We start from the raw sequence: 22,384 nt of genomic DNA, 5'->3' as shown, positions 1-22,384 counted from the left end.
GGTGACGCCGTCCGCTGAACCGGCGACGGTGCCGTCCCGGCGCCGGGGAACCTCCTCGTCGTGGCTGCCGGCTGGGGCCGGGCTGCTGGCGACGCTGATCGGTGTCGCGGGCGCGTGGATCCCGTCGTTCTGGTGGGACGAGGCGGCGACGGTGTCGGCCGCGGACCGCACGGTTCCCGAACTGGGCGAGCTGCTCGGCCGGATCGACGCTGTGCACGGCGCGTACTACCTGCTGATGCACGGCTGGTTCGCGGTGTTCGGCATCGGCGAACTGTCGGCCCGCGTCCCTAGCGCACTCGCGGTCGGGATCGCGACCGCGGCACTCGTGCAGCTGGCCCGAATGCTGGCGGACACCCGGGTCGCCGTGGCCGCGGGTGCGGTCTTCATGGTGCTGCCGCGCATCACCTGGGCCGCGACCGAGGCCCGGTCGTATGCGCTCGTCGCGGCGATGGGCGCGCTGACCGGCCTCGTGCTGGTCACCGCGCTGCGGTCGACCCGGCGATGGTGGTGGGCGCTGTACGCCGTGCTCACCGCGCTGTCCGTCGTCCTCTTCTTCTACAGCGCCGCACTGGTGGTCGCGCACGCGGTCACCGTCGCGCTGAGCCCGGCGCGGCGCCGGTACCGGTTCCTCGTCGCCGCCGCCGCAGCGGGTGCGGCGGTCGCGCCGTTCGCGGCCCTGGCACTGTCGCAGTCCGGGCAGGTCGACTGGGTGCCGCCGCTCGACCACCGGATCGGCGAGACCGTCGCGGTCGACCAGTGGTTCCCCGGTGCGACCGGGTTCGCGGCGCTGTGCCTGCTGCTGGTGATCGTCGGCGGTGTGGTCGGACTGTACCGAGGCAGGCGGGACGGCACCGCCGGCGACGTTCTGATCGTCGCGCTGCCCTGGCTGCTGGTGCCGATCGCGCTGTTCCTCGTCTACTCCCTCCTCGTCGCCAACATCTACCTCGGCCGCTACCTGATCTTCACCACGCCGGCGGTGGCGTTGCTCGTGGGGCTGGCGGTGGGCCGTACGTTCACCTCGCGGGTCGCGGTCGCGGCGGTGCTGCTCGTGTTGGCGCTCGTCGCGCTCCCCGACTACCTGGAGCAACGGCAGCCGTGGGGAAAGCCGGGCGGCACGGACTACAGCGCTGCCGCCGATGAACTCGCCCGCCGCGCGCGGCCCGGCGACTGCGTCGCATTCCAGCCGACGGTGACGTGGCAACCGACATCGCTGCGCGCGATCGAACAGGCCCGACCCGACGCGTTCGCCGACCTCGACGACATCGGCTTCGGCGAGTCCGGCGCCGACCTCGCGAGCCTCTGGGACACGGACGCACCGACCGATGTCGTGGCCGCCCGCGCGCGGCACTGCGCGGTGGTGTGGGCGGTGACCGACGGAGACCGGGCCACGAACGCGCGGTACCTGCATCCCGCGAACGTGTGGTGGGAGTTCGCACCGTTCCGTTTCGTCGACTCCGACCTGTACCGGGCGCTGGCCGTCGAGGGGTTCGTGATCTCCGAACGCGTCCCGATCCACCACACCCAGCTGGTCCGGCTGGAGCGGTCGTGATCCGTCGACGGCACTCCCGTCGCAGTCAGACCCAGTAGGAGACGCGCGAGCGGTAGTTGCGCATCGCGAGCAGCGCGACGGCCCAGCCGACCACCGTCACCGCGAGGACGATCACCCAGTGGTAGAGCTGCTGGTCCTGGCCGAGGAGCGGGGCCCGGACGATGTCGAGGAAGTGGTACAGCGGGTTGAGCTCGGCGATCTTCGCGCGCTCCGCGTTGCCCGTGCCCTGGAGCGTCTTCTCGGTCCAGATGATCGGCGTCATGAAGAACAGCAGCTGCACGATGCTGCCGAGCAGCGGTGCGATGTCCCGGTAGCGGGTCGAGAGGATACCGAACAGCAGCGAGACCCAGATCGCGTTGATCGCGATCAGGAACAGCGCCGGGATCGCGGCGATCGCCGTCCAACTGATCGGCTGCGGGAAGATGGCGAAGATGACGACGTAGATGACGATGTTGTGGGCGAACAGGATCAGCTGGCGCCACACCAGCCGGTAGACGTGCACACTCAGCGGTGTCGGCAGCTGTTTGATCAGGCCCTCGTTGGACATGAACACGTCCGCGCCCTCGAGGATGGAACCGCTGATCAGGTTCCAGATGATGAAGCCGAGCGTGACGTACGGCAGGAACTCGGCGATGTCCATGTCGAACAACGTGCCGTACAGCAGGCCCATCGCCACCGCGGAGACGCCGGTCGCGATCGTGATCCAGAACGGGCCGAGCACCGAGCGGCGGTACCGCTGCTTGATGTCCTGCCAGCCCAGGTGCAGCCACAGCTCCCGGTGTTTGAACCCGTCCCGCAGGTCCTCCAGCGCTCGCCGGAAGCTCCGGGAATTGGTGGACAGGTCTGCTGTCGGGGCTTCGGGGGACGCGTCGGACACAGGGGACGAGACTACTCGTCCGCCCTCCGTCGCCTCCCGGTCCAGCTCCAGGTCACTGCCGCTCAAAGCGTTCCTCCCGGCCGAGTTTGCGTAGACGGACCCATTCCCGCAGGCCGGCGGGATCGCGTCGGGTGATCAGGAAGTACCAGCCGAACCGCAGCCACTCCTGGGGGAGCAGTCGGCGCATGCCCGGCTGCGAGAGGAGGTAGCCGCGGTTGCGGTAGGTGAAGAACCGTTTGGTGTCGTTGTCCGGGTACTGCGTGTGCATCCGGCCGCCGAGGATCGGCTTGAACTCGTCGGTCCCGCACGGGTGCAGGTACGCGGTGGTCAGGCAGGTACCGAACGGCAGCCCGGACCGGACCAGCCGGCGGTGCACCTCGACCTCGTCGCCGCGCACGAACAGCCGCAGGTCCGGCACACCGACGGCGTCGATCGCGGCCGCCGAGAACAGGGCGCCGTTGAACAGCGACGCGATGCCGGGTAGCAGGTCGCCGTCGCCGAGCTCCGAACGCGTCCGCCGCCACTCGAGCCCGCGACGCAGCGGGAACGCCAGCCGCTCCGGCTGGTCGATGTTGCACACCACCGGCGACACCTCGGCCAGGTTGTTGCGCTCGGCGCACGCGAGGAGGGTGGCCAGCACCGCGGGTCCGTCCGGGCGCCCGTCGTCGTCGGCGAGCCACACCCAGTCGGCGCCCAGCGCCAGCGCGTGCAGCATGCCGAGCGCGAAACCGCCCGCACCGCCGAGGTTGTGCTTCGACCCCAGGTAGGTGGTCGGGATGTTCGCGGCCTCGACGAGGTCGCGCACCTCGTCCTCGGCGGCGTTGTCGACGACGATCAGGTGATCGAGCGGCCGGGTCTGGGAGGTGAGCACCTGCAGGGACGCGGCGAGCAGTTCGCGTCGTCGATGGGTGACGACGACGCCGATGATCGTGCTCACACGGTGCCGTTCGGGGTGGCGGCCGCGGCGTCGCGCGCCTTCTCGCGTTCGATCTCCCGGATGACGTGCGCCACGTGATCGCCGGCGTCGTCACCCTCGTAGGCGCGCACGACCTCCTCGATGCCGCCGCTCATCCGGACCTGACCGTGGTCGATCCACAGGGCCCGATCGCAGAGTTGGGCGAGGAACTCGTTGGAGTGGCTCGCGAACACCAGGATTCCGGACCGCTCGACCAGCGCCTGCAACCGGGTCCGGGCCTTCTTCATGAACTCCGCGTCGACCGCGCCGATGCCCTCGTCGAGCAGCAGGATCTCGGGGTCGATGCTGGTGACGACCCCGAGCGCGATGCGGACCCGCATGCCCGTGGAGTAGGTGCGCAGCGGCATGTTCAGGTACTCGCCGAGTTCGGTGAACTCGGCGATCTCGTCGACCTTGCCGAGCATCTGCTTGCGGGTCATCCCCATGAACATGCCGCGGATGACGATGTTCTCGAAGCCGGAGATCTCGGGATCCATGCCGACACCGAGGTCGAAGACCGGCGCGACTCGACCCCGGACCCGAGCGCTGCCGCGGGTCGGCTCGTAGATTCCGGACAGCAGTCGCAGCAGGGTCGACTTGCCCGCGCCGTTGTGGCCGACCAGGCCGACGCGGTCGCCCTCCTTCAGCGAGATCGTGATGTCCCGCAATGCCTCGACGACCACGACATCGGAGCTGTTGCGACCGATCGTGCCGCCGGCCTTCCCGAGGAACGCCTTCTTCAGCGACCGGGTCTTCGCGTCGAAGATCGGGAAGTCGACGTACGCGTTCTGGGTCTCGATGCTCACGTGGTCAGTCATGCGCGCCTTTCAAGCGATTCAGCCGACCGATTCGCACGCGGCGGCTGACACGATCGCCCAGCCTACCGGCCGCCCGGACACGGCTGCGCCGCTCGTGCGCGGTCGAGGGGTGTCCGGACCCCGGAACCGCGCACGAGCAGCGCAGCTGCCTGCTACAGGTACTGGCCGGTGCCCTGGGGCGGCTGCTGGCCCGGGGCGGCGTGCTGTGCACCGCCGAGCCCGGGCGGCAACGCGCCCTGACGCATCTGTTCGAGCTGGGCGCGGGCGGCCATCTGCTGCGCGAACAGCGCGGTCTGGATGCCGTGGAACAGGCCCTCGAGCCAGCCCACGAGCTGCGCCTGCGCGATCCGCAGCTCCGCATCGGAGGGGACGGTCTCGTCGGTGAACGGCAGCGCGAGGCGTTCGAGTTCGTCGCGCAGTTCGGGTGCCAGGCCCTGTTCGAGTTCCTTGATCGACGACTTGTGGATCTCCCTGAGCCGGGTGCGGCTGGCGTCGTCGAGCGGTGCGGCGCGCACCTCCTCGAGGAGCTGCTTGATCATCGTGCCGATTCGCATGACCTTCGCCGGCTGCTCGACCATGTCGGCGAGCGATTCCTCGCGCTGCTCGTCCCCCTCGGCTTCGGCGTCGGACGTGCCGTTGCGGACCGCACCGCTGGGATCCGGAGTGAGCCCGGCTGCGCTGAGGGCGACGGGGCGCCCGTCGGGTCCGATCACGACGACGTGTTCGTTCTCCGGTTCAGTCATGTCTCCATATTGTCTGGTTCGTCCGCGATCCGCTAAGGCCCGATTCGGGCGACCGCGCCGAAATCGGTATCGCCGCTGTTCAGATCCGGTACCGCCGAGCCGAAACCGTCAACCCGATCGCATCGCGGAGAAAACAAGTCTTAGGCTGTCGGTCATGGCTTACGACGTCGCCCGGGTGCGGGGACTGATCCCTTCACTCGGAGACGGATGGATCCATCTCGACCCGCAGGCCGGAATGCTGCACCCAGATTCGGTGTCGACCGCGGTGTCCACCGCGTTCCGTGGATCGGCGTCCCGGCACACCGGCAGGCATGTCAGCGCCCGGCGCGGCGCGGAGATCCTCGACTCCGCCCGGCAGGCGGTCGCGGACCTCGTCGGTGGCGACCCGGACGGCGTCGTCCTCGGCCCCGATCGCGCGTCACTGCTCGCGTGGCTGGCCGAAGCGCTCAGTTCGCGGCTCGGTCTCGGCACCGGTGTCGTGCTGTCCCGGCTCGACGAGGAGGCGAACGTCGCGCCGTGGCTGCGCGTCGCCAACCGGTACGGCGCCCAGGTCCGGTGGGCGGAGGTCGAGATCGACACGTGCGACCTGCCGAGCTGGCAGTTCGCCGAACTCATCGGCCCGACCACCCGGCTGGTGGCGTTGACGGCCGCGTCCCCGATCGTCGGCTCGGCGCCGGACGTGCGGGTCGCCGCCGACCGGATCCACGAGGTGGGTGGGCTGCTCGTCGCCGACGCCGTCGCGGCCGCCCCCTACGCGCACGTCGACATCCACGAACTCGGTGCGGACGTCGTCGCGGTCTCCGGGCCCAGCTGGGGCGGACCCCAGATCGGCGCCCTGGTGTTCCGCGATCCGGCGCTGATCGACCGGATCCCGTCGATCTCGCTGAACCCGACCGCGCGTGGCCCCGAACGCCTCGAACTGGCCGGACACCAGTACGCCCTCCTCGCCGGGCTGACCGCGTCCATCGACTACCTCGCGAACCTCGACGAGGCGGCCCACGGCACCCGCCGCGAACGGCTCGAGACGTCGATCAGCTCGCTGCAGGACTACCACGACCGGCTGTTCGAGCGGCTGCTGGCGTCCCTGCGCAGGTTGCCGCAGGTCACGCTGATCGGCACCTCCCACAGCCGGGTTCCGACCATCAGCTTCACCGTGGCCGGGGTGCCCGCCGAGAAGGTCTCCGAGCATTTCGCCGACCGCCGCATCGGCACCGTCGTCGGCAGTCGCGGCAGCCGGCTGCTCGACTCGCTCGGCGTCAACGAGGAGGGCGGCGCCGTGACGATCGGCCTCGCGCCCTACACGACGCGGTACGAGATCGACCAGCTCGTCCGCGCCGTCGCCTCCCTCGGCTGAGCACAGCACCTCCCCGTTCCCAACCGCGGTCCCCGCCGACCCCGCCCCTCCGGGCTGAAGGCCGCCTTCGTTCGGATCAACCGCACGAAGGGCACCTTCAGCCGGAACAGCGGGTCGTCCGGCGGATCCGGCCGAAGGCCACCTTCATGTCGTTGATCCGCACCGGGGTGCCCTTCAGCCGGGTGGGGTCAGGCGACGGTGAGCACCACCTTGCCGACGGTCTCGGCGGAGTCCAGCAGCTCGTGCGCCCGGCCGGCCTCGGTGATCGGCAGCTCGGCGTGCACCACCGGGCGGATCGTGCCGTCCGCGACGAGCGGCCACAGGCGGGCGGTCACCTCGGAGACGATCTCCGCCTTGCTGGAGGTCCCCGTTTCGGGCCGGCCCCGCAATCCGGTCGCAAACACGTGGCCGCGCTTCGCCAGGAGTTTGCCGATGTTCAGTTCGGCGATCGCGCCGCCCTGCATGCCGATCACGCACAGCTGCCCGTCCTTGGCGAGTGCGTCGACGTTGCGGTCCAGGTACTTCGCGCCCATGTTGTCGAGGATCAGGTCGGCGCCGCCCTGCGGGGTGTCGCGGACGGCGGCGACGAAGTCGTCCTCGCGGTAGTTGACCGTGATCGAGGCGCCGAGGTCGCGGCAGGCGGCGAGTTTGAGTTCGGAGCCGGCGGTGACGGCGACGGTGGCGCCGAGCGCCGACGCGACCTGGATGGCGTGGGTGCCGATACCGCCCCCGCCGCCGTGGATCAGCACCAGCTGCCCGGCGCGCATCCCGCCGATCATCACCAGGTTCGACCACACCGTGCACGCGACCTCGGGGAGTGACGCCGCGGCCGCCAGGTCCAGTCCGTCGGGCACCGGCAGCAGCTGCGTCGCCGGGACCGCCACCTTCTCCGCGTACCCGCCGCCGGCGAGCAGCGCGCACACCCGGTCGCCGATCTGCCAGTCCCGCACCCCGTCGCCGAGCGCACTGACGGTGCCGGAGCACTCCAGTCCGAGGATCTCGCTGGCGCCGCGCGGCGGCGGGTAGAGGCCACGGCGCTGCAGCACGTCGGCGCGGTTGACGGCCGTCGCGGCGACGTCGATCAGCACCTCGCCGGGGCCGGGGCTGGGATCGGGAACCTCCGACCAGGTGAGGACTTCGGGTCCGCCGGGCGCGGTGACGGTGATCGCATGCATGACACCGACGCTAGCGCCTGCCCGCGTACCACCGCTGCGCAGTCGGTGGAGGCGATACCGTCTCGCTGTGACCTACTTCGGCAACATGCAGAACGAGATCTACTTCTCCGGCCTCGGCGGCGTGGTCCCGGAGCTGCCGATGACGGCGGCCGGTCTCGAGGACCTCGCGCGTGAGCGGCTCTCGCCGGAGGCGTTCGGCTACATCGCGGGCAGCGCGTCCACCGAACGGACGGCGGCGGCGAACCTGGCGGCCTTCGACCGGCACGCGATCGTGCCGCGGATGCTGCGCGGCACCGCCGCCGCCGACGCCCGCGACCTCGCTGTCGACGTGCTGGGGACGCGGCTGGCGGCGCCGGTGCTCACCGCCCCGGTCGGGGTGCTCGAAATGGTGCACCCGGACGCGGAGGCGGCGGTCGGCGCGGTCGCGTCCGAACTCGGTGTCGGGTCGGTGCTCTCGACGGCGGCGTCCACGCCGATCGAGACGGTCGCGGCGGCGTCGGGTGAGAACTGGTGGTACCAGCTGTACTGGCCGTCGGACGAGGAGGTCGCGGAATCGTTCGTGCGGCGCGCCGCCGCAGCCGGCGCGAAGGCGATCGTCGTCACCGCCGACACTCCCGGAATGGGTTGGCGACCACGTGATCTCGTGCTCGGTCACCTGCCGTTCCTGAAGGCGAAGGGAATCGCGAACTACCTGTCCGACCCGGTGTTCCGGTCCCGCCTCGCGACGCCCCCGGAGGAGAGCACCGAGGCGATGCAGATGGCGGTGCTGACGTGGGTGTCGATGTTCGGCAATCACGCCCTCCGCACGAGGGACGTTGCACGACTGCGGGACTGGACCGACCTGCCGATCGTGGTGAAGGGCATCGTGCATCCCGACGACGCCCGCGAGGTGATCGACGCAGGCGCGTCCGGTGTCGTGGTGAGCAACCACGGTGGCCGTCAGGTCGACGGGGCGATCGCCGCGCTCGACGCCCTCCCCGAGGTCGCCGCCGCGATCGGGGACCGGGCGGCCGTGCTGCTCGACTCCGGGATCCGCAGCGGCGCGGACGTGATGAAGGCGCTGGCGCTCGGCGCGGACGCCGTCCTGTACGGCCGTCCGTGGGTGTACGGCCTCGGACTCGCGGGTGCAGACGGAGTGCGGCACGCGCTGCGGATGCTGCTCGCGGACTTCGACGTCAACATGGGCCTCGCCGGTTTCGCGACCGTCGCCGAGTTGGATCCGTCGATCCTTCGCGCCACCTGAGCGGTCCCCCGCTCACTAGAATGGCGGGGTGGCAACAGAGATTGCAGATGAGACGGCGGCGTCTCCGCACTGGCTCGACGCGGCGGAGATGCGTGCCTGGCGGGGGTTCATCGAGGGCAGTCAGCGCCTGATGGAGGTGCTCAACCGGGAGCTGCAGAGCCGACACCAGATCTCCCTGGCGGACTACCGGATCCTCGTGATCCTGTCGGAGTCGCCCGACGGGTCGGTCCGGATGAGCGAGCTCGCGGACGGGATCCTCTCGTCCCGCAGCCGCCTCACCCACCAGGTGCGGCGGATGGAGACGGACGACCTCGTCACCCGCAGCACCTGTGTCGAGGACGGCCGCGGCGTGCTCGCCCTGATCACACCGCACGGCCGCAGCAAACTCGCCGAAGCCGCTCCCACCCACCTCAACGGGGTGCGGAACTACCTGATCGACCTGCTCGACGCGAAGGAACTCGACGCCGTCGGCACCGTGTTCGAGAAGGTCGACGCCGCCCTGGACGCCCGCCCGGAGGTGTGACGCGCCGGGCGGGTTCGTCCCCGGTTGCGCCCGGCGGCTAGGATTCGCCACGGAAGCGTGGCAGAGCGGCCGAATGCACTCGCCTTGAAAGCGAGCGTCGTGAGAGCGACCGGGGGTTCAAATCCCTCCGCTTCCGCAGCTGGCCCCTCACCTGTTGATGCAGGTGAGGGGCCTTTCTCGTGCCACGAACCGGTCCGCGCGGCACGTCGGCGGGGCCCGGCTGAGTCCGTGCCTGCTAGATTCCGCGATGCCAGGCAATCCCGACAATCGGGATCAGGTGGAATCCGGTGGGAATCCGGAACTGACGCGCAACGGTGTGGGGTGACGCCCCGAGTCCGGTCGCCTGCTGGGTCGGTGAACTGTCGCCGGCATTTCTCGTGTGGACGCTCGCGTGCGGCGTCCGCAGGAAGTTGACGTGTCATGAAGCAACATGTCCGAATGGCGGCCGCCGGGATCGCGGCCGCGACACTGGTCGGGATGGCGGGATGCGGCGCCGAGGAGGCGGCCGACCACGATGCCCCGACGGCCCTCACGAACTGCGACACCACGGTGTCGCTCGACGCTCCCGTCGAGCGGGCGATCGCCGTCAATCAGCCGGCGGCCGAGCTGCTGCTGAGCCTCGGCGTCGAGGATCGCCTCGCCGGTCTCGCGTTCGTCGACGATCCGGTCCTTCCCGAACTCGAACAGCGGGCGTCCGAGGTGTTCCGGTTCGACGACGAGTTCCCCTCGTTCGAGGCCGTCCTCGATCGCGACCCGGATCTCGTCTACACCACGTTCGACTACACCTTCTCCGCCGAGGGAATCGCCGACCGGCAGCGGTTCACAGATCTCGGCGTCGCGACGTACCAGTCCCCGAGCGAATGCGGCGGCCAGGACGCCGTGCAGGATTCGGAACTGACGCTCGACGACCTGTACGCCGAAATCGGCGACGTCTCCACGCTGTTCGGCGTTTCCGAGCGCGGTGACGCACTCGTGGCGGACCTGCGATCCCGTGCGGAGGCGGCGGCCGACGGCATCGATCCGTCCGGGGTCACGCTCGCCTGGTGGTACGCGGGCACCGCGACGCCGTACATCGCGGGCTGCTGCGGGGCGCCCGGGATCATGACTCGCGAGGTCGGGGCGGTGAACGCCTTCGCCGACAGTCGGCAGCTGTGGCCCGAAATCGGCTGGGAGAGTGTTCTGGACCGTGATCCGGCGGTGCTGGTGCTCGCGGATCTCGGACGTGGCGGGGATGGCGACAGCGCCGAGGCGAAGATCCGGTTCCTCGAATCCGATCCGGTGGCGAGTCGACTCACCGCGGTGCAGAACAAGCGGTACATCGTCATCAGCGGTACCACGATGGATCCGTCGATCCGCAACGTCGCGGGCATCGAGGAACTCGCCGCGGGGCTGCGCGACCTCGGGGTTGCGCAGTGAAGTCGGCGGAGCTCGTCGAGCGCTGGGATCGTCAGCAGGCCGCCTACATCGCTGACCGGGAAGTGCTTTTCGGCGTGATGCTCGACGCGCTGGAGCTCGCCGTCGGAACCGATTTCACCGCGGTCGATCTCGCCTGCGGACCAGGATCGCTCAGCGGCCGGATCCTCGACCGGTTCCCGGATGCGCGGGTGGTGGCTCTCGACCACGATCCGATGCTCCTCGAACTGGCCCGCGAACACCTGGCGGGGCACGGCGACCGGGTCCGGTTCGCCGGGCGGGACGCGACCCCGCCGACCACGGTGCAGTTCCAGCTCGCCGCGCTCCGGCAGGCCGGGTTCGCGGAGTCGGGCACGTTGTGGCAGCTGTTCGACGACTACGTCGTCTACGGAGCCGCCTAGGTTGCCGCCGGTGTGCTCACCGCCGCGGAGTCGGCATCCGACTTCGGCCGCGGCACGGTGAATGTGGCGACGACGCAGGTGATCGCGATGGCGAAGCAGCCGGCCGTGTACCAGAGGCTGCCGATCGGGTCGCCGTTGTCGGTGACGCCGTCGACGGCGCCGAACCAGTCGGGCAGCGCCGTCGCCCACAGGACGGCCATGACGGCCAGATACACGACGGCGTACCAGCGGACGAAGTCGTTGCCGTACGCCGGGATGTCGGTGTCGTCGCGGCGCAGCCGCGACCACTGCCGGGCGAGGACCACGACCGCGACCACGGTCAGGACGACCAGTTCGGCGGCGTAGAGGAATCCGCGGACGGTGTCGCTGCCCGCCCCGAACACCGTCGCGGGGAGGGGCAGGATGAAGGTGCCCAGCGACGCCAGCAGTCCGATCACCACTGTGCGCCAGACCAATTGGAGGCCCGTGAAGTGCTCGCCGCGGTCGACGTGACGGCCGACGAACAGTTGGACGCAGAAGGCGAGGGACATCGGCCACAGCGCGGCGAACACGACCACACTCGGCAGCGGAACCGAATCGAACATCGGCTGGTTGACGGGGTTGTCGAGGGACCACTCCCACCACCGCAGTTGCGGGCCTGTGTGGTCGAAGATCTCGTAGAAGGCGTGGTGGACGAATCCGACGCAGACGGCGCCGACGAGGACGCCGTACCGCCGGAACACGCCGAGCATCCTGACGATCTCGAAGGCGATCGTGGTCATCAGCGGGTAGATCGCGACGATGTACAGCGGGAGCCGGCCCCACAGGAAGTCGACGGTGAACACGTTGTGCGCGAACATCGTGTCGACGTGATCCTCGATGCCGAAGGCGGCCGGGAAGTACAGCGGCGGTTCGATGACGAACAGGTAGGCGGTCGCGCCGAACCAGAGCACCAGATTGGTCGGGTCACCGTGGCGCCGCAGCCGCGCGATCGCGAGGACTAGGGCGAGCAGCGAGCCGAGCACGACGGTGAACTCGAGCACCGGCAGCGTCCAGTTCTCGAGTGTGGTGGGGCTGCGGAACTCGACGAGTCCGCCGGCCTCCGCGCACGAGAAGCCGAGGCGGGTCGCGAGGTCGGCGAAGGTGGGGGAGCACAGGTCCGCCATCAGTTGGCCTCCGATACCGCCGGGGCGGGCCGCGGCGCTCGGGTGTCGGCGGTGTACCAGCGGGTGCAGTCGTAGCCGGCGTCGTACCGCTCGAACCACCGGCCGGCCAGCGCGGGCAGTTTCTCGTGTGTCGGATCGTGTTTCGGCATCTGGCTGCGGATGATGCCGGACAGGGCGGTGAGCTGTTCACCGCGGGGGAGCCCGTCGAACGCGCGCGGCATCGTGCCCTTGGTGAGGTAGGGCGCGACGAAGGTGAGCACCTTCTGCTTGGTGCGGTGCATCGCGAACATCGACAGCGCGTCGACCTTGCGGTCCCCGATCGGCACGTGCTGGTTGAACCCGGCGCACGCGATCCGGATCACCTTCATCACGTGCGCGAAGATCGACGGCGCCATCCGCATCCGGTAGAGCTCGCTTCCGACAACGGAATTGAAGATGATCAGTGCGGAACTGCGGTGTTCGACCTCCTCGACGAAGTGCCAGAGGAACAGGGAGGCGACCCGGTCGTCGCCGGGCCGGAACAGGGTGGCGTCATGGTCGAGCATCAGCTTGAACACCGGCGTGAAGGTCGCCTCGAGATCGGCGGTGTACGCGAGCCGGTACTCGACGGAGGTCGCCTCGGTGAGGAGGTCGAACTCGCCGATCACCGCGTCGAGGGTGTTCTGGAGCCCGGGATACCGCTTGATCAGCGCCTTGACGTGCTGACGGTGCGCGGTGGAGTGGTGGCCCTCCTGTCGCATGAACGCCACCGCCTCCTCCACGACCGCGGGGTCGGAGATCCGCGGCTTGGTCTGGAGGATCAGCTTCACGATCATCTTCTCGAAGCCGATGGCCAGGAACGACACGGCGTTGGACATGCTCGACCAGGCGGGGTTCTCCGGGTTCCAGAGGAAGGGCACGTCCTCGTCCTCGAACCCGAAATCCATCTTTCGGGGATGCAGGTGCGTCACGGTGCGCTCCCTCGTGTCTCGGCAAAACGGGCTGGTCGGGTGGACTCTCGGCACGCGAGGTCCCCCCGTGGAGGCGATCATACGAAGAACGGCGCATGTGTATGTTCACTTTCGGTCATCTCGTCCTCGGCACGGCCGAGGTGGTAGCGTCGGCCCCTTCATGCGGAGGGTCGACGGACGAGAATTCCGTGCGACGCGGTTGAGCCGAGGAAGCGGGCAGTGGCACGTAGACGCGGGTGGGGCGGAAGCCCGCCGAACGACGACGACGAGGCGTCGCGCCGGATCGTCTCCACCGCAGTGGATCTCATCGGGCAGACGGGTTCGGCGATCGGCATCGCCGACGTCGCCGAGTCGCTGGGCGTCATCCGGCAGACGGTGTACCGGTACTTCCCCAGCGCGGACGCATTGATGCGGGCCGCGGCCATCGCGTCGGTCGCCGGGTTCCTCGACCGGCTGGCCGGGCACGTGCAGGGTCTCGTCGATCCGGTCGAGGCGATGACCGAGGGCATCGTCTACACGCTCGCCGAGGTGCGCCGCACGCCTCACCTGGGGATTCTGCTGTCCGGTTCGTACACGAACGTCCACCCCGAGGGTCTCACCTCGCACGAGGCGCGGGTGTTCGGCATGACGATGATCCGGCGATTCGACGTCGACTGGGAGCGGTTCGGCTACGACGACGCCGCGCTCACCGAACTCGTCGAGTTCGTGCTGCGGACGATGCAGTCGTTCTTCGTCTCTCCCGGTGACCCGCCGCGCAACGACGACGAGATGCGGCGGTACCTGCGGCGCTGGGTGGGGTCCGCGATCGTCGCCCAGCCCACGCGCCTGGGGGTCGAGTAGCCTTGCCGTCCCGCATGGTTCCTCTGTCCGCCGTCGTGGTGGTGGTGGTGGTGGGCATCGCGCTTCTCGGAATCCGGTGGTTGCGCGCGAGGTCCGCGACGAGCGCCGAGGCGTGGGCAGTCGACCCGATCGGACCGGACGACCTCGCCGGGTAGAGCGTGTCTCCCAAATGAGGGGCGTCACCATCATGACGACTGGGCGTCGTGTCGCGTACCGAGTACCTGTCCGATGCCCGGCGGGCGTTGGTCGAACCGATGTGTCCTCGTCCGACGGACTCAGTGGTGCGATTGGTGAACGACTCGCGCCTGCATTCTCGGCTGGATCACCTGGCCCCGGGCGAGTACGAGAGCGTCCACGACGCTCAACCATCGCCGCGCCCACCGGCCCTGGTCTGAACGCCGAGGCCGGTCCCGAACTCGTGACGGTTCAGGACACTCCGAAATCGATTCGCGCCGCGCAACCGGCCACTGGTACTTTCGGGGAGCCGTGCGAACGAATGAGGAGGTGATACCCGTGAACGCAGTATCGACATGGGTGCTCCTCTTCGGGGTCACGGTCAGGCGATAGGTCGTCTGGGAGCGCCGTCAACGAGCACTCCCGAAAGGTACGACCATGCAATTCACTTCCGAAAAGCGTCTCGACGACGTCCTCGAACGCGAATTCACCCTCGGTGAAATCCCCGGCATCCTGTGGACGCCCGGATCCTCATCCGCTCGAACGCCGCTGATCCTGCTGGGCCACCCCGGGGGCCTGCACCGGATGTACCCCCGGCTTGCGGATCGGGCCCGGCGCACCGTGGCGGCGGGCTTCGCCGCGGCGACCATCGAGCTCCCGTGGAGCGGTGAGCGGCCCGGTTCGACGGCGGCCGACCAGGCCCGCGCCGACCTGCACCGGGTGCTGCATACCGGTGAGCCGGTGACCGACGACATCGTCGACCGGCTCGTCCTGCCTCTCGTCGATCAGTCCGTCCCGGAATGGCGGGCCGTCCTCGACGTGCTTCTCGCGCTGCCCGAAATCGACGGCCCGGTCGGGTATTCGGGAGGGCTGATCTCGGTTGGCGTCCGGTTCGCGGTCGTCGAGCCGCGCATCGCGGCCGCGGTTCTGTTCGCCGGAAGCTACGTGCCGCGCACCATATTCGAGCAGGCCCGTGAGGTCACAATTCCGCTGCATGTCCTGCTGCAGTGGGACGACGAAGGCAACGACCGGCAACAGGCCCTGGACCTGTTCGACGCCTTCGCCTCCAAGGAGAAGACGCTGCACGCCAATATGGGCGGGCACACCGGCGTCCCGCCGTTCGCGGGAGAGGAGGGAAACCGGTTCTTCGCCCGGCATCTGAAGTAGGACCTGCTTGTAGCGCGATCGGATCGAACCGCGATCATCGGGCGCGGTCTCCCGTCCATGGCCAGAACGTATCTCCCAACAGGGGCGTCTCCATCAACGACACTGGGCGTCGTGTCACGTACCGAGTACCTGTCCGACGCCCAGTGGGCGTTGATCGAACCGATGTTGCCCTCCTCCGACGGACTCGAGGGCCGCCCCTTCCGGAACGATCGCACGGTCGTCGAGGGCATCGTGTACCGGTATCGAGCTGGTGGTCCGTGAGGTGGGAGACACGCTCCAGCGGCCTTCCCGGGTCACGGCGTGTTCAGGTAGGTCTCGATGGACTGCTGGACCTTCGGGTTGCCGTTGCCCATGCCGATCAGACCCCCGATCACGGCGCCGGTCGGGGCGCCGATGATGCAACCGGCGAGGCTGCCCGGGAACATCGACACGCAGCCGACACCGAGCCCGATGACGGTGCCGATGGCGGTGCCCGCCGCCCCGCCCTGCGCCCAGCCGAGACCCAGTTCGACCAGCATGTTGTCGAGGGCCTGCTGTTTGGTCAACGGCGGCGGAGGTGGCACCGGATCCGCATGCGCGACACCCGTTCCCGCGACCACCGCTCCGGCGATCAGGGCGGACGCCGCCATCGTCGTGATCATCCTCATCGCGAACCCGCTTTCCGGCAGTTGTTCTCGGTCTTCGGTCAGGAGGCCTCGCGCAGGGTCATCCCTCCGAGCTCGATGACGTACTCGGAGGTGGAGTCGTCGAACCGCACCGTGTACGTGGTGGGGTAGTAGCCCGACTTCGCCCACTTCTCCGGCTGTGCGACCGCCTCGTCGACGCTCTGCTTGGTGAGCATCCACTCGTGCGTCATCATCGGCTCGAGGAATGTGTGTGCGCCGTCCCAGGATCCGGCGACGAGCACCTGCTGGAAGTCGTATCCCGGCGCGCCGACACCGGCGGCCGCGTCGATCCAGTGCAGTCCCATGTCGGGCACGGTGTTCATCGCCGGCAGTCCGGGTGGCGCCGCGTATCCGGTCGGCATGTACTGCGCGGGAGGAAGATTCGAGGCACGTGGCACGAAGTCGATTCGCATCGGGGTGATCTCGCCGACCGCGGCCGCATCGATCATGTAGAAGTGCATGTCGAAGTGCGGCTTGGTGAACACCCCGGCCGGTTCGTGGCCGTGCGGGTTCCAGTCGACCGTCAGGTGGTCGAACACGGTGGCCGGCGCGTCCTGAGGCAACGCCAGGTCGAACACCTGCATCGGCACGTCGGCGGCGTGTGTCAGCCCGTCCAGCGCGGTCGCGGTCATCCGGATCCCCGTCGCGGCCGGGGTGCCGTCGGCGGCGGTCGTGACGTAGGAGCGGGCCGTCCCGTTGCCCACGCTCACGGTCGGACCGTCGAACGTGGTACCGGTCGCCGCGGACGCGGCCGGTTCCGTACAGGCGGTGGCGGCGACCAGCGTCGCGCAGGCGGTGACGACGAGACCAGCGGACCGTAAGCGGAGTGACGTGTGCATGGGAACACCTCGTTCGCGAACGTGATGGGCGCCACAATGGTATCCCTGTGGTGCGCGGTGCAACGGCGGTTCGGGGTCTCGATCTGCGATGGTGGTCTCGGGTGGGGCCGCCGACGAAAGTGGGTCCGATGAGGGTGATGGCAGCACTGGCAGCGGCGGTGGCGACGGTGTTCGCGGCGCCGGCAGCCGTCGCGGGCGAACTCCCCGCGCGCGGCGCGTCCGTCGATCACGTCACCATGCTCACCGATCGCCGCGCCGCGGTGTTCGTGGACTCGCCGGCCATGGGCCGGATCGTCCAGGTGCAGGTCCTGCTGCCCGCCGACCGCGACACCGCGCATCCGACCCTGTACCTGCTCGACGGGGTCGGTGGCGGGCAGGAATCCGGTGGGCGCGAAAGCGATTGGACGACCGAGACCGATGCGGCCGACTTCTTCGCGGACAAGCCGGTCAACGTGGTGCTCCCGGTCGGCGGGGCGGGCAGCTACTACACCGACTGGCAGCGGGCCGACCCGGTGCTCGGCGTGAACCGGTGGGAGACCTTCCTGGCCGACGAGTTGCCACCACTGATCGACACCGAATTCGGCGGCAATGGCGTCAACACCGTCGCGGGACTGTCGATGGGCGGCGCGGCCGCGCTGAACCTGATCACCCGCAGGCCCGAGCTCTACACCGGCGTCGCCTCGTACAGCGGATGTGCGGACACCTCCAGCCCCGAGGCGCGCTTCGTGGTGCGCCGCGCGGTCGGCTTGGTGAACGGAGACGCCGACAACATGTGGGGCCTCGACGACGACCCGGACTGGGCTGCGCACGACCCCCTGCACAACGCGGCGGCCTTGCGCGGCAAGGTCGTGTACTCGTCGGTGGGCAACGGCGCGCTCGGTCCGCGCGACCGCCTCGACGACCCGGCGTTGCCGCTGGTCGCCGCGCTCGGCGGCCCGCTCGAGGCGGCAGCACTGCACTGCACGTTGGGGTTCGAGCGACGCCTCCAGGAGCTGGGCATCCCGGCCACGTTCGACTACCGCCCGGCCGGCACGCACACGTGGTTGTACTGGCAGGACGCGCTGCGCTCGTCGTGGCCGAGTCTGTCCCGCGCGATGGGTGTCTGAGCCGGACGTCCGACTCGGCACGGCGAGTACGCGGGCGCGCCAAGAGGATTCGCGCCCGTCCCCGGGGTGTTCCTCACTCCGACTTCAGGATCTCCAGCCCGGCCCCGGTTGCGAACGCGAGAAGCGCGTCGTTCTCGTGCGGGTCGCCGATCGTGATCCGCACCCCGTCCGTCCCGTACGCGCGCACGATCACCCCGGCCTCGCCGCTCGCCGCACCGTAGGCGGCGGTCTTCTCGCCGAGCGGCAGCCACACGAAGTTCCCGTTCGACTCCGGCACGTCGTAGCCGGCGGCCAGCAGCGCGTCGCGCACCCGGGTGCGCTCGCCGACGACGGCGTCGGTGCGGGCGAGCAGTTCCGCGGCCGCGTCGAGCGAGGCGATCGCCGCGGCCTGCGCCACGACGCTCACCGCGAACGGGATGTGCACCTTGCCGAGCGCGGTGATGATCGCCGGATCCGCGACGGCGTACCCGACGCGCAGGCCGGCGAGGCCGTACGCCTTCGAGAATGTCCGCAGCACAACGAGGTTGGGGCGACTTGCGGCCAGTGCGACTCCGTCCGGGACGGTGGCGCCCGCGTCGTCGCCGGGCCGCACGTACTCGATGTACGCCTCGTCCAGGACGACCAGCACGTCCGTCGGGACGGCGTCGAGGAACCGCGTGATCTCCGCGGCGCTCAGGGTGCGTCCCGTCGGGTTGTTGGGATTGCAGACGAAGATCAGCCGGGTGCGGTCGGTCACCGCGGCGGCCATCGCGTCCAGGTCGTGCGCCTGGTCGGCGGTGAGCGGCACCTGCACCGGCGTCGCGCCGGCGACCTTCGTCACCACCGGGTACGCCTCGAACGAGCGCCACGCGAAGATCACCTCGTCGCCGGGCCCCGCCGTCGCCTGCACCAGCTCCTGGCACAGGCTCACCGACCCGCAGCCGGCCGCGATCCGGTCCAGGTCGACACCGAGCGCCGAGCTCAGCGCCTCCCGCAACGCGAGATTGCCGTTGTCGGGATAGCGGTTCGCGCCCGCGGCCGCCGCTGCGATCGCCGCCGCCACCGACGGCAGGGGGCCCGCGGTGGTCTCGTTGCTCGCCAGCTTGATCGCGCCGGGGAAACTGCGTCCGGGCACGTAGGCGGGAATGTCGGCGAGGTCGGGACGAATGCGTGCGGTCACGAACTGCATTATGCGCCGCAACAAAAATTGGTGGGGGCGCGGTGGTCCGGGCCGTGCCAAGGTGGACGTATGTCGGGAATCTTCACCGACGGTGCGGTCGTACGTGGCGCCGGGGCGCATCGGGACGCCGCTCCCGAGCGGGTCTCACTCACCGGTGTTGCCCCGGACGGGCTCCCGCGCGGCGGCATCGTCATTCTGCACGAGTCACGCCAACTGTCCGACGCCCTGCTCGACCTGATGCGCCTGCTCGCGGGCGAGGGATGGCTGACCGTCGCACCGGACCTGTTCCACCGCGAGGGGGCGCACGCCGCCGTCGAAGTGTTCGGCGACGCCCTGTTCGCCGACTTCGACGCGACCTTCGACTGGCTCGTCGCCCGCGGCGTCTACCCGGACTGTGTCGGCGTCCTCGGGTTCGACGACGCGGGCACCGCGGCACTGCTGGTGGCGACCAACCGCCCCATCGGTGCCGCGGTGAGCGTCGCGGCCCGCGGCATCGTCGCCGGACTCCGCATCGACGTTCCCGCCCTCGTCGATGTCGCACTCGACCTGAAGGCCCCGTGGCTGGGGCTGTACGGGGAGGACGATCCGCACACTCCCGCGGCCCACGTCGAACGGCTCCGCGACGCCGTCGCGAAAGCCCCCGTCGCGACGAACGTCGTCAGCTACCGCGGTCTCGCGCACCGCGCGGACGAACCGCCCCAGCTGCGGCTCGACGCGGAGGACGACGACCCGGCCCTCGACGCGCAGCGGCGGATCCTCGACTGGTTCGACGGCAATCTGCGATAACACCGGGCTGACCTGCTGTTTTGGTATATCCGGCGGACCGTGTGTAATCTTTCGTCCCGGCGGTTCGAAAGGACCTGAGCCTAGGAAGCGTGCCAGAGCGGCCGAATGGGACTCACTGCTAATGAGTTGTCCTCCTTACAGGGGACCGGAGGTTCAAATCCTCTCGCTTCCGCCATGTCGGTTCGCCGACAACGTTGGTTCACCGGTAATGTGCCGGTTCGCCGACACAACTGAAGACATGCGCCCGTAGCTCAACGGATAGAGCACTTGACTACGGATCAAGAGGTTAGGGGTTCGAATCCCTTCGGGCGCACAACCGACATCCCCGTCACCATCAGGTGGCGGGGATGTCGCGTTTCGGGGATATCGCGCACGAGGGTGGGGCGCCGCGATTTCCCCAAGTGCCGGCGGGGCTCGTCGCGGTGCTGGCATGCTCGGCGGCGATCTGCCGGCAAGACAACGGAGACCGTGGCCACAGTCGGAAGTTCACCACCGGGCGGCGGCCGTCGTGCCTTGCGAGAGCAGCGGTTCACCATCCGACTGAGCAGGGGGATCAGCATGTCGACGCCGTCGATGTCCACAGTCCACAGGACGTACCGAGGTCGCGGGCGGTGGTTCGCCGCGGTCGTGGTCGGCGCCGTCGGAACCCCGTACGCGTTCGCGTTCACAGTCGCGGGGGATCCGGCTCCGGCGGTGACGACGGCGGACGCGTTGCCCGCAGGCATCACCCTGTCACCGGCGGGTGTGCTGTAGGGGACGCCGACCGTCGCGGGGTCGTTTCCGATCACCGTGACGGCGAGTAACGGGGTGACGCCTGACGCGACCGTGTCGGTGACCGTCAGCATCGCGGAACCGGCCGGTGGCGGATCGCTGGAGAACCTGTTCGGCAGCTGACCCCGAGCGGGCGGTCACCGGAGCATCTTGCCGAGCCCGGTGACCGCCCGCTCGACGGGTCAGGCGCGCGCCCGCGCCACGAGCCCGAACCCGGCGTCGACCGCCAGGAACGCGAGCAGGCTCAGTCCCAGCAGGGGCACGAACCAGCCGACGAGGGCGGCGGCCGCGACGATCGCGACTCCCACGGCCGGGTGCAGCTGCCGGAGTGCGCCGCGCAGCGGCGGCCTGCCGACGGCCCGGTCCGAGCCGCGGGTTGGGCGCCGACGCCACCACAGGACGTAGCCGCGCACGATCACCGTCACCAACGCGACCGCCAGCGCGGCCAGCGCGATCTGGTTGAGCAGGCCGAACAGCAGACCCATGTGCAGGGCGATGCCCCACGAGGTCAGCTTCGCCGCCAGCGGGTACGTCGAGAACGGCAACACGTCGACGAGGTGGCCGGTGGCGCCGTCGACGGAGACCGAGTCGGTCGCGAGCGCCCATGGTTGCCGGGTCTCGGCGACGGTGAACGCGGTGGACGCGGCCGCGGGGATGGACGCCTCGACAGCCCGGTCGACGCCGTTGTCGGCGGCGATCGCGAGCACTGAGTCGACGCGGTCGACGTTGGAGTCCAGGATCGACGTGTCGGCGGTGCCGGCGGTGGCCGCGGCGCCGTGGCCCTCGTGACTGCCGCCGCTCGGTGCCGCGTCGTCGATGGTCTTGTCGAGTGACGGGGTCGTCCAGCTCAGCGCGGTGCGCAGGTCGCCGACGTTCTCGCCGGCGTACTTGGACCACGTCAGGCCGGTCGCGGACAGGAACACCAGACCCACCGCGATCCAGGCGCCCACCGCCCCGTGCCAACCGAGCGTGCGGGCCCGGCCTCTCGTGGACCGGTCGACGGTGAGCAGCCGCGCGGACGCGGCGTCCCGGGTTCGTGCCTTGCGGTAGCGATCCCACCACAGGTACAGCCCGCCGAGGGCGATCACCCACATCCACGACGACGCGAGCTCGCTGTAGATGCGACCCGGTTCGCCGAGGTGCAGGTGGCGGTGCAGTTGGGAGATCCAGGTCCGCATCGGCAGCGCGCTGCTGCTGCCGTACACGGTGAGCTCGCCGACCGGTCGCGCTGTCGACGGGTCGACGAACACGGCGAGTCGCTCGGACTCGCCGAGTGTCGGGTCGGTGAACAGGACCCGGGTGGTGTCGCCCGGGTCGGGCGCGGGTCGGACCGCGGCGACGGTCAGGTCGGGACGCGTCTGCTGGGCAGCGCGGATCTGGTCGGCCACGGGGAACGCCGGGCCGGAGTACGTGACGTGCAGGTAGTCGCGGTAGACGACCTGCTCCAATGCGGGCGCGACGGCGTAGAGGCCGCCGCTGACGGCGGCGATCAGGATGAGCGGGGCGACGAGGATGCCGGCGTAGAAGTGCAGCCGCATCATCAGCGGGCGCAGGGTGTACCGGCGTCCGGGCGGCGAGTCGGTGGATGTGGAACTCGGGGCCGGTGCGGCCCCGACGATGTCGGGTGCGGACATGGTTGTACCTCGATGCGGGTATGGGGGAGAGGCGCTCCGCGCCCCGTGCGCGAGTTCGGTAGCCCTGGCTACCGAACTCGCGCACAGGTGGCGTAGC

The 22,384-nt window shown here is 69.7% G+C and carries 24 protein-coding genes, 3 tRNA genes and 1 riboswitch; of the genes, 16 read left to right on the top strand and 11 right to left on the bottom strand.

Annotated elements, in window-relative coordinates; all coding sequences use genetic code 11:
- The first annotated feature begins 1 nt into the window (after window position 1).
- Window positions 2-1,549 carry a glycosyltransferase family 39 protein gene (locus ACFYVR_RS13710; protein WP_387473835.1) on the top strand — a complete coding sequence of 516 codons (1,548 nt, stop codon included), beginning with the start codon at window positions 2-4 and terminating at the stop codon, window positions 1,547-1,549.
- Window positions 1,550-1,574: 25 nt separating this feature from the next.
- Here ACFYVR_RS13710 and ACFYVR_RS13705 read toward each other — a convergent pair whose 3' ends face one another.
- From ACFYVR_RS13705 to ACFYVR_RS13690, 4 genes are all read right to left on the bottom strand, one after another.
- Window positions 1,575-2,390: an ABC transporter permease gene (locus tag ACFYVR_RS13705; protein ID WP_387474221.1), complete on the bottom strand. Its 816-nt coding sequence runs from the start codon at window positions 2,388-2,390 to the stop codon at window positions 1,575-1,577.
- 88 nt (window positions 2,391-2,478) lie between these two features.
- Window positions 2,479-3,363 carry a glycosyltransferase gene (locus ACFYVR_RS13700; protein WP_387473832.1) on the bottom strand — a complete coding sequence of 295 codons (885 nt, stop codon included), beginning with the start codon at window positions 3,361-3,363 and terminating at the stop codon, window positions 2,479-2,481.
- The gene (locus ACFYVR_RS13695) at window positions 3,360-4,199 is read right to left on the bottom strand and encodes an ABC transporter ATP-binding protein (protein WP_387473831.1); all 840 of its coding nucleotides are present in this window, start codon (window positions 4,197-4,199) and stop codon (window positions 3,360-3,362) included. Before ACFYVR_RS13695 ends, ACFYVR_RS13700 begins: the two co-directional genes overlap by 4 nt.
- A 152-nt stretch (window positions 4,200-4,351) precedes the next feature.
- Window positions 4,352-4,942 (bottom strand): bacterial proteasome activator family protein, encoded by a 591-nt coding sequence (locus ACFYVR_RS13690; RefSeq protein WP_387473828.1) that lies wholly within the window; start codon window positions 4,940-4,942, stop codon window positions 4,352-4,354.
- A 154-nt stretch (window positions 4,943-5,096) separates the two neighbouring features.
- Here ACFYVR_RS13690 and ACFYVR_RS13685 point away from each other — a divergent pair, with 154 nt between their 5' ends.
- Complete coding sequence (locus ACFYVR_RS13685) at window positions 5,097-6,296, top strand: cysteine desulfurase-like protein (RefSeq protein WP_387473826.1); 1,200 nt, start codon at window positions 5,097-5,099, stop codon at window positions 6,294-6,296.
- A 188-nt stretch (window positions 6,297-6,484) separates the two neighbouring features.
- Here the strand turns inward: ACFYVR_RS13685 and ACFYVR_RS13680 are convergent, their stop codons facing one another.
- Window positions 6,485-7,471, bottom strand: a complete 987-nt coding sequence (locus ACFYVR_RS13680) for an NAD(P)H-quinone oxidoreductase (RefSeq protein ID WP_387473823.1) — start codon at window positions 7,469-7,471, stop codon at window positions 6,485-6,487.
- Between the two features lie 85 nt (window positions 7,472-7,556).
- Between ACFYVR_RS13680 and ACFYVR_RS13675 the strand changes: the two genes are divergently transcribed.
- The 5 genes from ACFYVR_RS13675 to ACFYVR_RS13655 all read left to right on the top strand — a co-directional run bounded on the left by ACFYVR_RS13675 (window position 7,557) and on the right by ACFYVR_RS13655 (window position 11,051).
- Complete coding sequence (locus ACFYVR_RS13675) at window positions 7,557-8,714, top strand: alpha-hydroxy-acid oxidizing protein (protein WP_387474219.1); 1,158 nt, start codon at window positions 7,557-7,559, stop codon at window positions 8,712-8,714.
- A 28-nt stretch (window positions 8,715-8,742) separates the two neighbouring features.
- On the top strand, window positions 8,743-9,237 hold the full coding sequence (locus ACFYVR_RS13670) for a MarR family winged helix-turn-helix transcriptional regulator (RefSeq protein ID WP_387473821.1): 495 nt from the start codon (window positions 8,743-8,745) through the stop codon (window positions 9,235-9,237).
- A 51-nt stretch (window positions 9,238-9,288) separates the two neighbouring features.
- Window positions 9,289-9,373: transfer RNA gene (locus ACFYVR_RS13665), tRNA-Ser, on the top strand.
- Between the two features lie 99 nt (window positions 9,374-9,472).
- A riboswitch (cobalamin riboswitch) is annotated at window positions 9,473-9,599 on the top strand.
- A gap of 58 nt (window positions 9,600-9,657) precedes the next feature.
- A complete protein-coding gene (locus tag ACFYVR_RS13660) occupies window positions 9,658-10,653 on the top strand; it encodes an ABC transporter substrate-binding protein (RefSeq protein WP_387473819.1) in 996 nt (331 codons plus the stop codon).
- Window positions 10,650-11,051, top strand: a complete 402-nt coding sequence (locus ACFYVR_RS13655) for a class I SAM-dependent methyltransferase (protein WP_387473816.1) — start codon at window positions 10,650-10,652, stop codon at window positions 11,049-11,051. The genes ACFYVR_RS13660 and ACFYVR_RS13655 overlap by 4 nt, the downstream gene beginning before the upstream one ends.
- On the opposite strand, the gene ACFYVR_RS13650 is transcribed toward ACFYVR_RS13655, so the two are convergent.
- Both ACFYVR_RS13650 and ACFYVR_RS13645 read right to left on the bottom strand, forming a co-directional pair.
- Entirely contained in the window at window positions 11,048-12,196 is a 1,149-nt protein-coding gene (locus ACFYVR_RS13650) for a hypothetical protein (RefSeq protein WP_387473813.1), read from the bottom strand. The two genes, ACFYVR_RS13655 and ACFYVR_RS13650, sit on opposite strands and share 4 nt — an antisense overlap.
- Window positions 12,196-13,146, bottom strand: coding sequence for a metal-dependent hydrolase (locus ACFYVR_RS13645; RefSeq protein ID WP_387473810.1), 951 nt, complete (start codon window positions 13,144-13,146; stop codon window positions 12,196-12,198). The genes ACFYVR_RS13650 and ACFYVR_RS13645 overlap by 1 nt, the downstream gene beginning before the upstream one ends.
- A gap of 219 nt (window positions 13,147-13,365) precedes the next feature.
- On the opposite strand from ACFYVR_RS13645, the gene ACFYVR_RS13640 reads away from it, so the two are divergent.
- The 4 genes from ACFYVR_RS13640 to ACFYVR_RS13625 all read left to right on the top strand — a co-directional run bounded on the left by ACFYVR_RS13640 (window position 13,366) and on the right by ACFYVR_RS13625 (window position 15,588).
- Window positions 13,366-13,986: a TetR/AcrR family transcriptional regulator gene (locus ACFYVR_RS13640; protein ID WP_387473808.1), complete on the top strand. Its 621-nt coding sequence runs from the start codon at window positions 13,366-13,368 to the stop codon at window positions 13,984-13,986.
- 14 nt (window positions 13,987-14,000) lie between these two features.
- Window positions 14,001-14,141 carry a hypothetical protein gene (locus ACFYVR_RS13635; RefSeq protein ID WP_387473805.1) on the top strand — a complete coding sequence of 47 codons (141 nt, stop codon included), beginning with the start codon at window positions 14,001-14,003 and terminating at the stop codon, window positions 14,139-14,141.
- Window positions 14,142-14,598: 457 nt separating this feature from the next.
- Window positions 14,599-15,327 (top strand): dienelactone hydrolase family protein, encoded by a 729-nt coding sequence (locus tag ACFYVR_RS13630; RefSeq protein ID WP_387473803.1) that lies wholly within the window; start codon window positions 14,599-14,601, stop codon window positions 15,325-15,327.
- A gap of 111 nt (window positions 15,328-15,438) precedes the next feature.
- Window positions 15,439-15,588, top strand: a complete 150-nt coding sequence (locus ACFYVR_RS13625) for a transposase (protein WP_387473801.1) — start codon at window positions 15,439-15,441, stop codon at window positions 15,586-15,588.
- A gap of 32 nt (window positions 15,589-15,620) precedes the next feature.
- On the opposite strand, the gene ACFYVR_RS13620 is transcribed toward ACFYVR_RS13625, so the two are convergent.
- Together ACFYVR_RS13620 and ACFYVR_RS13615 are read right to left on the bottom strand one after the other, a co-directional pair.
- A complete protein-coding gene (locus ACFYVR_RS13620; protein ID WP_387473798.1) occupies window positions 15,621-15,956 on the bottom strand; it encodes a hypothetical protein in 336 nt (111 codons plus the stop codon).
- Between the two features lie 56 nt (window positions 15,957-16,012).
- Window positions 16,013-16,831: a DUF5602 domain-containing protein gene (locus tag ACFYVR_RS13615; RefSeq protein ID WP_387473795.1), complete on the bottom strand. Its 819-nt coding sequence runs from the start codon at window positions 16,829-16,831 to the stop codon at window positions 16,013-16,015.
- A 128-nt stretch (window positions 16,832-16,959) separates the two neighbouring features.
- On the opposite strand from ACFYVR_RS13615, the gene ACFYVR_RS13610 reads away from it, so the two are divergent.
- Window positions 16,960-17,937 carry an alpha/beta hydrolase gene (locus ACFYVR_RS13610; RefSeq protein WP_387473793.1) on the top strand — a complete coding sequence of 326 codons (978 nt, stop codon included), beginning with the start codon at window positions 16,960-16,962 and terminating at the stop codon, window positions 17,935-17,937.
- A 73-nt stretch (window positions 17,938-18,010) separates the two neighbouring features.
- Here ACFYVR_RS13610 and hisC read toward each other — a convergent pair whose 3' ends face one another.
- A complete protein-coding gene (gene hisC, locus ACFYVR_RS13605; RefSeq protein WP_387473791.1) occupies window positions 18,011-19,096 on the bottom strand; it encodes a histidinol-phosphate transaminase in 1,086 nt (361 codons plus the stop codon).
- Window positions 19,097-19,165: 69 nt separating this feature from the next.
- Between hisC and ACFYVR_RS13600 the strand changes: the two genes are divergently transcribed.
- The 4 genes from ACFYVR_RS13600 (at window position 19,166) to ACFYVR_RS13585 (ending at window position 20,635) form a co-directional block, all read left to right on the top strand.
- Window positions 19,166-19,882, top strand: coding sequence for a dienelactone hydrolase family protein (locus ACFYVR_RS13600; protein ID WP_387473788.1), 717 nt, complete (start codon window positions 19,166-19,168; stop codon window positions 19,880-19,882).
- Between the two features lie 83 nt (window positions 19,883-19,965).
- Window positions 19,966-20,057 (top strand) — tRNA-Ser (locus tag ACFYVR_RS13595).
- Window positions 20,058-20,122: 65 nt separating this feature from the next.
- Window positions 20,123-20,195: transfer RNA gene (locus tag ACFYVR_RS13590), tRNA-Arg, on the top strand.
- 260 nt (window positions 20,196-20,455) lie between these two features.
- Window positions 20,456-20,635, top strand: coding sequence for a hypothetical protein (locus tag ACFYVR_RS13585; RefSeq protein WP_387473785.1), 180 nt, complete (start codon window positions 20,456-20,458; stop codon window positions 20,633-20,635).
- Between the two features lie 200 nt (window positions 20,636-20,835).
- On the opposite strand, the gene ACFYVR_RS13580 is transcribed toward ACFYVR_RS13585, so the two are convergent.
- Window positions 20,836-22,287 carry a PepSY-associated TM helix domain-containing protein gene (locus tag ACFYVR_RS13580; protein ID WP_387473783.1) on the bottom strand — a complete coding sequence of 484 codons (1,452 nt, stop codon included), beginning with the start codon at window positions 22,285-22,287 and terminating at the stop codon, window positions 20,836-20,838.
- Window positions 22,288-22,384 lie beyond the last annotated feature (97 nt).

Source organism: Rhodococcus sp. NPDC003318 (genome assembly GCF_042879035.1).
In the GTDB taxonomy this organism is placed as follows: domain Bacteria; phylum Actinomycetota; class Actinomycetes; order Mycobacteriales; family Mycobacteriaceae; genus Rhodococcus_G.
This window is presented reverse-complemented; position numbering and strand designations above follow the sequence as displayed.